11 protein-coding genes are annotated in these 10,377 nt (G+C 63.9%); 3 read left to right on the top strand and 8 right to left on the bottom strand.

Annotated features, from left to right (window positions below):
* A partial coding sequence (locus AC1DY5_RS27740) for a tripartite tricarboxylate transporter substrate-binding protein (RefSeq protein ID WP_478116612.1) occupies nt 1–524 on the top strand: 524 nt, incomplete at its 5' end.
* A gap of 205 nt (nt 525–729) precedes the next feature.
* A complete protein-coding gene (locus AC1DY5_RS27735) occupies nt 730–1,482 on the top strand; it encodes an SMP-30/gluconolactonase/LRE family protein (RefSeq protein ID WP_478116610.1) in 753 nt (250 codons plus the stop codon).
* A 275-nt stretch (nt 1,483–1,757) separates the two neighbouring features.
* Here the strand turns inward: AC1DY5_RS27735 and AC1DY5_RS27730 are convergent, their stop codons facing one another.
* Genes AC1DY5_RS27730 through AC1DY5_RS27710 form a run of 5 tightly spaced genes read right to left on the bottom strand, consistent with a single transcriptional unit; the run spans nt 1,758 to nt 5,812 of the window.
* A complete protein-coding gene (locus AC1DY5_RS27730; protein WP_478116608.1) occupies nt 1,758–2,567 on the bottom strand; it encodes an alpha/beta fold hydrolase in 810 nt (269 codons plus the stop codon).
* Entirely contained in the window at nt 2,564–3,793 is a 1,230-nt protein-coding gene (locus AC1DY5_RS27725; RefSeq protein WP_478116606.1) for a pyridoxal phosphate-dependent aminotransferase, read from the bottom strand. Before AC1DY5_RS27725 ends, AC1DY5_RS27730 begins: the two co-directional genes overlap by 4 nt.
* Entirely contained in the window at nt 3,790–4,437 is a 648-nt protein-coding gene (locus AC1DY5_RS27720) for an RraA family protein (RefSeq protein WP_478116605.1), read from the bottom strand. The genes AC1DY5_RS27725 and AC1DY5_RS27720 overlap by 4 nt, the downstream gene beginning before the upstream one ends.
* Entirely contained in the window at nt 4,434–5,123 is a 690-nt protein-coding gene (locus AC1DY5_RS27715; protein ID WP_478116603.1) for an RraA family protein, read from the bottom strand. Before AC1DY5_RS27715 ends, AC1DY5_RS27720 begins: the two co-directional genes overlap by 4 nt.
* A 29-nt stretch (nt 5,124–5,152) precedes the next feature.
* Nucleotides 5,153–5,812 (bottom strand): RraA family protein, encoded by a 660-nt coding sequence (locus tag AC1DY5_RS27710; RefSeq protein WP_478116601.1) that lies wholly within the window; start codon nt 5,810–5,812, stop codon nt 5,153–5,155.
* A gap of 154 nt (nt 5,813–5,966) precedes the next feature.
* On the opposite strand from AC1DY5_RS27710, the gene AC1DY5_RS27705 reads away from it, so the two are divergent.
* Nucleotides 5,967–6,875, top strand: a complete 909-nt coding sequence (locus tag AC1DY5_RS27705; protein ID WP_478116599.1) for a LysR substrate-binding domain-containing protein — start codon at nt 5,967–5,969, stop codon at nt 6,873–6,875.
* Nucleotides 6,876–7,094: 219 nt separating this feature from the next.
* On the opposite strand, the gene AC1DY5_RS27700 is transcribed toward AC1DY5_RS27705, so the two are convergent.
* The 3 genes from AC1DY5_RS27700 to AC1DY5_RS27690 form a co-directional block, all read right to left on the bottom strand.
* A complete protein-coding gene (locus AC1DY5_RS27700; protein ID WP_478116597.1) occupies nt 7,095–8,648 on the bottom strand; it encodes a carboxylesterase/lipase family protein in 1,554 nt (517 codons plus the stop codon).
* Between the two features lie 20 nt (nt 8,649–8,668).
* The gene (locus AC1DY5_RS27695) at nt 8,669–9,640 is read right to left on the bottom strand and encodes a Bug family tripartite tricarboxylate transporter substrate binding protein (RefSeq protein WP_478116595.1); all 972 of its coding nucleotides are present in this window, start codon (nt 9,638–9,640) and stop codon (nt 8,669–8,671) included.
* A 22-nt stretch (nt 9,641–9,662) separates the two neighbouring features.
* A partial coding sequence (locus tag AC1DY5_RS27690; protein WP_478116593.1) for an NAD(P)-dependent oxidoreductase occupies nt 9,663–10,377 on the bottom strand: 715 nt, incomplete at its 5' end.

The following is a 10,377-nucleotide window of genomic DNA, read 5'->3' as shown; positions in this document are numbered from 1 at the left end:
ATCCGGGGAAGCTCAACTTCGGCACGGTGCCCGGAAGTGCGGCCCACCTTGCCACAGAATTGTTCAAGAGCATGGCGGGCATCAACATCGTTCAGGTTCCTTACAAGGGAGCTGCTCCAGCCACCAACGATCTGATTGCCGGGCAGATCGACTTGAGCTTTGCCTCTACTCCCGGTGTGCTCTCTCACATCAAGGCAGGTAAGCTGCGGGCCTTGGCAGTCACCAGCGGCGAGCGTCTGAAAGCCTTGCCCGACGTACCGACGCTGTCCGAATCTGGTCTTTCGGGTTACAGCGCCGCCGTGTGGTACGGCATCGTGGTGCCGGCGCGCACGTCGACGGCCATCATTACCAGACTCAACACTGAGTTGACCGGCATCCTGCGCGACAAGCAGGTGATCAACCAGATGATGCAGAACGATTTCGACCCCGCGGGCTCCAGCCCGGAACAGTTCGGCGCATTTATCAAGACGGAAACCGAAAAGTGGGCGAAGGTCGTCAAGACCTCAGGCGCGAAGGTGGGATGATGCGCGTCGTCCGCTCTGACAAGCACTGCCGCACAACTCAAGAACCGTTGGCAGTTCATCCATGCTAGTTTGCGCATCTGGTTTCCGTGAACTAGTCGTCACGCCTTGGACTTCGCTACCGGCGGAGCTCCAGCCAACGCGAGCCTCCGAATGGATGCATATCAACCGGCGTGCATCGACAGCGGTCACTTTCCTGGAGGGCCCCGTGCTCGCGCCTGATGGAAAGCTCTACTGCGTAGACATCCCCGGTGGACGCGTTCTGATGGTGGATCCCGCCGGGGTTTGGTCGGAGGTCTGCCGCTACGACGGCTGGCCCAACGGCATGAAGCTCTTGCCCGATGGCTACCTCCTGGTGGCCGATGCGCGGCACGGGTTGGTCCGGATCAACCCCGCCACAGGCGACGTGGAAATGGTGCTGACCCATGCTGCCACGCAGGGTTTCCTGGGGCTCAACGATCTGCAGGTGACGCAGGACGGCGCCGTGTGGTTTACCGACCAGGGGCAAACCGGGTTGCACGACCCCTCGGGCCGTGTTTATCGTTGGCAGGGCGGCGAACTCCGCTGCGTGCTCGACCATTTGCCCAGCCCCAACGGCTTGCGTGTCACCGACGACGGCGCGGAACTGTATTTGGCGGTGACCCGTGACAACAGCGTGTGGCGCGCCCCGCTGACCACGAGCGGCCAACCCACCAAGGTCGGCCGCTTCGCCAGCTTCTACGGCCCTACCGGTCCCGACGGCATCCATATCGACCACGAGGGACTGCTATGGGTGTGCCTCCCCGGCGCCGATGCGGTGTGGGTTCTCAACCGCAAGGCCGAGGTGGTCGCGCGCGCTGTCTTTCCGGACGGTGCATTTCCCACCAACTTGGCGATGGACTCGGCGGGTCAGCGAATCGCAGTGACCTGCTCCGGAGTAGAAGCGATTTTCTTGGTAGCGCGTTCTGGTGTCTTGAGTTGAATGACCAGCACTGTCGGCTGCAAGCTCGACCCTGCTGCGCCAGCACCATGATGGCTACGTGCATGCGATGCGCGTCTCGATCGCTGGGATGCGCGCGGACGCAGGCGTTGACCAGGCGACGATGGAAGCGCCCAGCATCTGCCGGCGTTTCGAGGGAAATTGCGAGGACGACGTCAGCAGCCGCGCGCTTCAAGCGTGAAGCACCAGCTCGGTCGTGCCGCCGTCGATGGTGATTTCCGGACGCAGGGAGCGGCATGAATTACAAGGTGCCCGCGCTATGCGCGGCGCCCAAGCTGGAAATCGCCGATCTCTTCCCACATCACCACTGGATTCGAGTACATCGGAAAGTGCCCGCAACGGGGAATCTCGGAGAGACGGACGCCGCGAGATTGGATGTGCTTAAGGTAGGACAGCGATGCGTTCTGCTGCCCGTACATGAACATCGTCGAGCATGGGAGGCCAAGAAACTTCTCTATCAAGGCGCCGTTGTCCGAGAGATCAACCATCGATTCGAAGATCCCGCGCACCGCAGCCGCGCGGACCTTGTGCCGCAGGCTTGCGGCGTACAACGCGCTAGCATACGCGGGGGCATGACGCGTGCGCTCGATAAAGTCGTCGAAGAAGCGCTCTGCATCCTCTTGCTGATAGTCGACCACTTGGCGGCTGAGGAAGCAGTCTTCAGGCGCGATGTTGCCTTCGATGTTGACAAAACTCAGCACGCGATCGGGGTTCTGCTGAGCGAGCAGCAATGCGCTCAGACCCCCCATCGAATGCCCGACCAGGTGAAAGCGTTCGAATCCAACGGCCCGCAACACTTCCGTCGCCGTCTCGACCAGGAAGGGTATCGAGACCCGCGACAGATCTGTGCAGTGCGTCTCCCCACAACCCGGAGCGTCGTACGCGACAAAAGGATGCCCGTCGAAGATCCGATAGCGACCGATATCGGCGTAGTCCTCCTTCGTCGAGCCGAAGCCGTGCAGGAACACGATCGGATCCAGCAAGCCTGTGCGATGGATGGCCGCCACGCCCATGTCGACCCCCGCGACACGGAGAGGCAATGTGGATGTGCTGAACTCTGTCTTCATCGGCTTACCTCGAAACGAGTGGATCGGCAGAAGTCCTGGATCGCGCGGCATGCCTTCATCAGCGCCTCGTTCTCCAGGGCGTAGGCGATCCGAACATATGGGCCGAGCCCGAACGCGCTGCCATGCACTGCAGCGACATCGGCCTCGTCCAGCAGCGCATTGACCACATCTTGATCGCTGTCGAGGCGCGTGCCCGCGCGCGTGGTCTTACCGATCAGGCCTTCGCACGAAGYGAATGCGTAGAACGCCCCCTGCGGCATCGCACAGCGAAGCCCCTCGGCCTGGTTGAGTTGCTCCACGATCAGGTCGCGGCGTCGCTGAAAGACTGCGCGCGACTGTGCGATGAAATCCTGCGGGCCTTGCAGGGCTGCCAGTGCCGCATGCTGCGAGATCGTGGACGCGCCGGAGGTCTGCTGGCCCTGCAGCTTTTCCATCGCCTCTATGAGCCAGCCAGGTCCCGTACCAAAACCGATGCGCCAGCCCGTCATCGCGTAGGCCTTGGAGACACCATTCATGGTCAGCACGCGCTCGCGCAGCCTCGGTTCCACCTGGGCGATCGTGCAGAACTCGGCGTCGTCGAAGGTCAGGTGCTCGTAGATGTCGTCGGACAGCACCAGGACCTGCGGGTGCGCCAGCAGCACTTCGGCCAGCGCCTGCAGTTCGGCTCGGTTGTAGACGGCACCAGTCGGGTTGGACGGCGAGTTCAGGATCAGCCAGCGCGTTTGCGGCGTGATGGAGGACTGCAGTGCTGGTGCCGTGAGCTTGAACCCGCTGTCCGCGCCGCAGGCGATGATGGCCGACGTCGCACCGCAAAGCTGCACGATCTCCGGGTAGCTCACCCAGTAGGGGGCTGGAACGATGACCTCGTCGCCCTCGTTCAGCGTGGCCGCGAGGGCATTGAAGATCACCTGCTTTCCGCCTGTGCAGACCAGCGTGTCGCGCCAGTCGACGCCCAGCCCGTTCTCGCGCTGGAACTTTGTGGCGATGGCCTCGCGCAACGCGCGCAGGCCGGCGACCTGCGTGTAGCGGGTGTGGCCAGCGCGGATCGCGGCGATGCCCGCTTCCCGCACATGCTCCGGCGTGTCGAAGTCGGGCTCTCCCGCGCTCAGCGAAATGACCTTCGCGCCGCTCGCGCGGCGGGCGGCCACGCGATCCATGACCTTGTAGGTCGCCGAAGGCCGTGCTGCGGCAAGGAAGCGGTTTAAGGCGTGGGCCGGCGCTGTCATTTGCCGTCTCTCCAGCTCGTAAGGCCCATCAGTTCCAGCGTGGATTTGCCCTGCATCAGCGCCTCCATCATCCTGGCCTCCTTGTCGGCGCGGGCCTGGCCCTGGGCCAGCGTGTAGTCGACATGGGCCGCGGGAATGACGAGCACGCCGTCATCGTCAGCCACCACCAAATCGCCTACCGCCACGGGGGTGCCGGTAAAGCTGATGGGTTTGCCGACCGAGGGCGCACTGGCCGTGATCGTGCCGCGCATGGAAATGCCCCGAGCGAACACCGGAAATCGCCGTGCCATAAGCGCCGCGATATCGCGCACGCCGCCATCGATGACAAGTCCCACGACACCGGCCGCCTCGGCGGCCACGGTCAGCACCTCGCCCCAGTAGCCGCTCACGAAGCCATGCGTGGAGACCACGAGCACGCTGCTGCGCGGCACTTTTTCCATGGCGATGTGAATCGACAGGTTGTCGCCGGGCGAGCATTCGAGCGGATATGCCGGGCCGGAGACCGAGGCGCCGAGCCACACGCTCCTGATAGCGGAATCGACGGCACTGGTGTGAAGACCAGAGGCCTCGAATAGCGTGGAGGTGCCAAGCATGCAGGCCTGCGCCAGATCTGCAGGGCTGTAGCGGTCAGCAGCGGTGGTCATGCTTGTTGTTCCTTTGATTGCAGCTTGTGGTAGCCCAGCGCGGTCCGCGCCTCGCCCAGGGACTTGCCCTGCGTGATCTGTTCGCGAATGCGCGACTCAACTTCTTCGATCCTGCGGGCCGTCTCGGCTACATCACGGGCACGCCCGCGCGGCACGAAGACCACACCGTTGGCATCGGCGACCACAATGTCGCGCGCGACCACACGCACGGTGCCGACGGCCACCGTGGTGTTCACGGATTCGACCTGTACCCGGTCCTTGCCGGTGCGCATGAAGCGGCCCAACGAGAACGTGGGGTAGTTGTCACCCAAGGCCTTGCTCACATCGCGACAGACGCCGTCGATCACCGTTCCCGCGATGCCGCGCTGGACGGCGCACTGGGTCATGATGTCGCCCCAGACGGTGCAGTCGGTGCGACCGTCGTTGTCGATCACGACCATGTCGCCCGGCGCCACGTCGTCGATGAAGTCGCCCACGGTGCCAGGCGGGTTGCTGGCCGGCACGTACTTGACGGTAAAGGCGGGACCCACCGTGGTCTTGGTGTAGTTGGCCAGCGGCATGATGCCCATCGCTTGGCCGTGCAGGCCCAGCCTATCCATGGCATCGGACACGCCGGGAGTGTCCAGCCCTTCGAAAAGGGCGACGAGCTCTTCGTCTTCTGCGCTGGCCTTGAGGGGATTCGTCATTTGAAATGCTCCAAGAGAAGGTGTGGAATTCAGTGGCCGCGAATGGCTTCGAATTCTTTGTCGTGCATGACCTCGGCCACCGAACGCCCTGCACGCACCGCGGCGACCATGCCGTCCTGTCGGCGGGCGATGCGCTCGCTGAGTTGCAGCACCTCCTCGATGCGCGCGGCCGGCACGAAGACCGTGCCGCAGCGATCCGCGATCACGTAGTCGTCCTGCTGCACAGTGACGCCAGCGATCTGCACCGGCTTGCCTGCGTCGAGCTGGACCACTCGGTTCCGCGCGCTGATCATCGTGATGCCGCGGCCGTACACCGGATACTCGATCGACTCGCTGCCCTCGATGTCGCGGCTCAGCCCGTCGATCACGGAACCGCGCACATTCTTGGCACGGGCCGCGTTGGCCAAGATGTCGCCCCAGCAGGAGATGCCGTCCACGCCGCCCGCGATGACCAGCACGCGGTCGTCGGTGTTCACCGCATCGATCACGGGGGAGATCAGATGCACGGTGGGCGTGGCGTCGGCCTTGGGGCCCAGCTGGATGGTGCTGGCGCGACCGGTGATCTTCGGACAGTTCCACAGCGGTTGAAGCCCGTAGGTGGCGCCGGGCAGGCCGAGGAAGTCGAGCGCATCGGACACCGTATTGGTGTCGAGCGATGCAAGGCGATCGAGCAGTGTTGTCTGGGTCATCAAGAAGAACTCCTTTGAAGATGCGCTAAGCATCGTCCCCGGTGCCTGATCTRTAAATTTCCTATTTGCTATCTCGCTGATACGATTAGCGGATCAGACGTCGCCCGACACCCCGGATTCCCGGGGCGTTCAGGTCGGTGAGGAGGTGACTCAGATGAGCAGCACAATTGACTTCCGGCTGATCCGACAACTCTGGATGTTCCTGGCCGTGGCTGAAGAGCAGCATTTCGGCCGCGCGGCCAAGCGGCTGAATATGTCGCAGCCCCCACTCACCGAGCAGATCAAAGTGCTGGAGCAATCGCTCAAGCTGCAATTGTTCGACCGTTCGCGGCGTGGCACGCAGCTAAGCCCCGCGGGTGCGGCGATCCTCCCGGCAGTGCGCCAGTTCGCTGGGCAGGTGGAGCGGTTGGAGCGTGTTGTCCGCGAAGTTTCAGCCGRCCAGTCGGGTGTGCTGCACATCGGCGCCATCACATCCGCCATGCTTGATACGGTGCCGCCGCTACTGACCGCCCTGCGGCAGGCACATCCGAACCTGACGCTGCTGATCCGCGAGATCGATAGCGTCGAGGCGATTCCCTGCCTGGAAGCGGGCGAACTGGACCTTGCCTTCGTACGTTTGGATGGCGAGGTCGGCACGGGAATCGCCACGCTTCCGCTGGCAGAGGACCGTCTCGCAGTCGCGCTGCCGAAAGACCATGCGCTCGCGGCATTGCCTCGGGTCAGGCTGCGATCGCTCGCCGACGAACAATTGGTGATGTCTTCTCGCCAGGTTAGCCCGGTCTACTTCGACATGTTGATCGGCGTCTGTCGGTCACATGGCTTTGCACCGCGTGTCCTGCACGAGGTGCGATCGGTCACCTCTCAGATTGCCTACGTCGGTTGTGGCCAGGGCGTTGCATTGGTGCCGGCGTCAATGCGAAAACTCGCGCCTGAAAACGTCGTCGTCCGACCACTGAAGGAAAAGATCATGGTGGTAACCGCGGCACTCGCATGGAGTACCAAACGCCATCATCCGATGGTGGATGCTGCGGTTTCATGGTTGCGAAGCAGAGACTCGCACTGACGATGGCGACGACCTTCGCTGAGCAAGGCGCAGGAGCCAGGGCTGCTTTCAAGCACTTGTCGCATACGGGCCCACTCATGAGAGGTCCACTACGGACGACACGGTGTACGATTCGCCGCAGGCGCCCTTCGCCTGCCCGGTACGGGTCCCTCGCCATTCCGAGTACGGCGGCAGCTACGTCAACCCTGAAGCATGCTGCGTGAAGTCGGCGTTGGTCTTCTATCGCCGCTGGGCGGCGTAGTAGTCGCGCACCAGGTCCAGCCGGGCCGAGTCATAGCCCGAGGCCGCGCGTGGCACGTCGCCGAAATCCAGATAGGCTTGGGACGAGCCCTGGTACGCAGGCCAGGTCGGCAGCTCCCCTCCTCCCGGGTTCCCTGTCTTCGCGAATCGCACCCACGCATCAGCCATGGCATGCGCGACAATCTCGTCCGTTGGATCGAACGGGCGCTGTCGGCCTCGGTGCGGCGCACGCAGGTTGTCGAACACGAATTGGAGTTCATCGCCATGGCTCGGCGGCGCAGCTGCGCCGTTGCGGTGTCGCGAGAACACGTAGCGGTAGGCCGGCACGCCGAACTGGTTGTGCGCTTTGAGCATCTCGCGCGCGCCGAACAGGAACTGCGTATCACTGAAGAGGTCAGAGAGCGCTTGCGGAACCTGCGCATCTTGCGCGACGCCGTACGCCTGAAATGCTCGACCTTCCATTCCCGGGAAAGTTCTGCCCAAGTAGCTGCGGAGGTCTTGCGTCGTCTTCACAGCAAGATTGCGCGTGGCCCCGCCACCCTCGTTCGCCACATTGCCGACGAGCACACGGACCTTCTGGAACTTTCCCTGCCCGTAGGCCCTGTAGTCGGGCTGCCGGACGACATGGCCGTCGGCCACGATACTGAGCGGCCTCGAACTCGTCATCTCCGGCTCCCGGAGGGCAGCTTTGCTCAGGCGCTCCACTACTTCGGCCGCGGTAAGCTTGCGAAGCTCCTTGATGCTCGATCCGACCGAGGTGCCATAGGCCTCTGCTTCCTTCAGCGTGGACATCGGGCGCATCACGCCGACGCTCTGCATGATGGCCTGCTGGAACAAGCCCTCAGCCAGGGGAGAAGCGACGAGCGTGCTGATGGAGTGCGCGCCCGCTGATTGACCGAACACCGTCACATTGCCGGCATCCCCACCGAAGGCAGCCGCATTGCGCCGCACCCAGTTCAATGCGGCGATTTGATCCAGCAGCCCGTAGTTGCCGGAACTGCGCGAGGGGGACTCCGCGCTGAGTTCGGGGTGGGCCATGAAGCCCAGCAGACCCACACGGTAGTTGAGGGTTACGACGACCACACCGCGACGTGCGAGCGCTTCCCCATCGTAGGATGGATGCGAGCCGGAGCCATAGGTGAATCCGCCGCCGTAGATCCACACCATGACCGGCAGCTTCTCGCCGGCCTGCTTCGCGGGCGACCAGACATTGACGCTGAGGCAGTCTTCGCTCATGCCCGCGCCGCGAAGCTCCGGATACTCCGCAGGTTGCATGCAGTCCGGACCAAATTTGCTGCCATTCCGCGTACCGCTCCAGGGCTGCGCGGGTTGAGGGGGACGCCAGCGGTTCTCGCCCACCGGCGCAGCGGCGTAGGGGATGCCCAAGAACGCACGTACGTCAGCCCCCGTGCCGCTCACGAGCCCGCCGTCGGTCTTCGCCACGCCGAGGCTATCGGCGGCTACCGGCACGTTGCCGCAGGCGGCCACCAGGCACGCCGTCGCCATGCAGATGAGTGTTGTCTTGGCTTTCATGTCCGTCTCTTTGTGCTGATTCAATCCGCCTTGATGCTTGCGTCCTTGATCACCTTCGTCCAAAGGGCGGCCTCCTGGTCGACAAACTTGCCGAGCGCAGGCGGGTCCATGTAGGCGGCGAAAGCACCCTGGTCTTCAACCTTCTTGTGGAAGGACTCGCTCTCGACAATGGTCTTGACCTGCCCAGTCAGGCGTGCAATGACTTCGGGCGGTGTCTTGGCGGGCGCGAACAAGGCGAACCAGGACTCGACCTCATATCCGGGCAGGCCCGCTTCGGCCGTCGTGGGCACATTCGGCATCGAGGGGTGCCGCTTGGGGCCGGCATAGGCCAGCGCCTTGATTTTGCCGGCCTGCACCTGCCCGATGACGGAGGGAGGCGTGGTGATGAACATGTCGACCTGCCCGCTGATCAGGTCGGTCACGACCGGCCCCGCGCCCTTGTACGGAACGTGGGTGGCCGGGACCTTCGCCTGTCGCGAAAACATCTCGCCGGCGATGTGCTGGATGGAGCCATTGCCAGACGACGCGTAGAAGATGCCCTTTCCGTCCTTCTGACCGTTGGCAATGAACTCCTTGAGGTTGATCGCCGGAAGCGTCCCGCTCACGGCAATGACGTGCGGCGCCCGCATGACCAGTGCGATGGGTGCGAAGTCGCTTGTCTTCCACCGGATCTGCGGAAACAGCGCCGGATTGCCGACGTGGTAGCCGGAATACTGCATGAGGAGCGTATAGCCATCAGGCGCCGCGCGTGCCACGGCCTCCGTTCCGATATTGCCGCTCGCGCCGGGCTTGTTGTCGACGATGACCGGCTGCCCCAATGCCTTCACGAGTTGCTCTGAAACCAGGCGGGCCATGATGTCCGTCGAGCCGGCCGCCGCGCTCGGCACGACGATGGTGATGGGCTTGGTGGGATAGGTGTCGGCGTACGCCACTGCAGCGCCGAGCCAGCAGGCACCCATGGTGACCGAGGCAAAGATGACGTTCTTTCTCATGATTCTGTCTCCTTGGGAAGTGTCAGGAACGCTGGGCCTGTTGCCCAACGAGCTCTTGAAGGCGTGATGCCAGCCTGGCTTGTGCACGGTCGCTGGCCCACGCCACGTGAGGCGTGAGCAGCAGGTTCGGAATCGTGGGATCGAGCAGCGGGTGATCCTGCGGCGGCGGCTCGGTCTCGAGCACGTCGATGGCCGCGCCGGCAATCGACCCGCTGCGCAGCGCGTCGGCGAGCGCCACCGGGTCGACCAGCGCGCCGCGACCGGTATTGATGAGCACCGCACCTGCCTTCATCCGTTCAAGCGAAGCGGCATTGATCAACCCCTTCGTCTGCGGCGTGAGCGGCAGGTGCAAAGTGATGGCGTCGGACTCGGCGAGGATCGCATCCAGCGGCAACTCATCGTCCTTGCACGCGCTGCCCGGCGTCTGCGCGAAATGCACGGTCATTCCAACACCGCGCGCCAGCCTTGCAGCGGCTTCGCCGATCCGGCCACGGCCGACGATGCCGAAGCGCGAACCGCCCAGGTCTCGGATGCGCGGCCCGGTCCAGCAGAAGTGACTCGACGCCGTCCAGCGGCCATCCTTCGCCGCGGCTGCATAGCCCAGGATCTCGCGGCGCAAGGCGAATAGCGTGGCGATCGCATGCTCCGCCACCGATTCGCTGCCGTAGTCCGGGACGTTCTGGACGCGGATGCCGCGCGCCTCTGCCGCTTCGACATCGATGTTGTCGGTGCCAGCC

The sequence above is a fragment of the Variovorax sp. P4_D9 genome, assembly GCF_056401695.1.
Note: the sequence above shows the minus strand (reverse complement) of the source record. Positions and strands in the feature narration are given on the sequence as shown.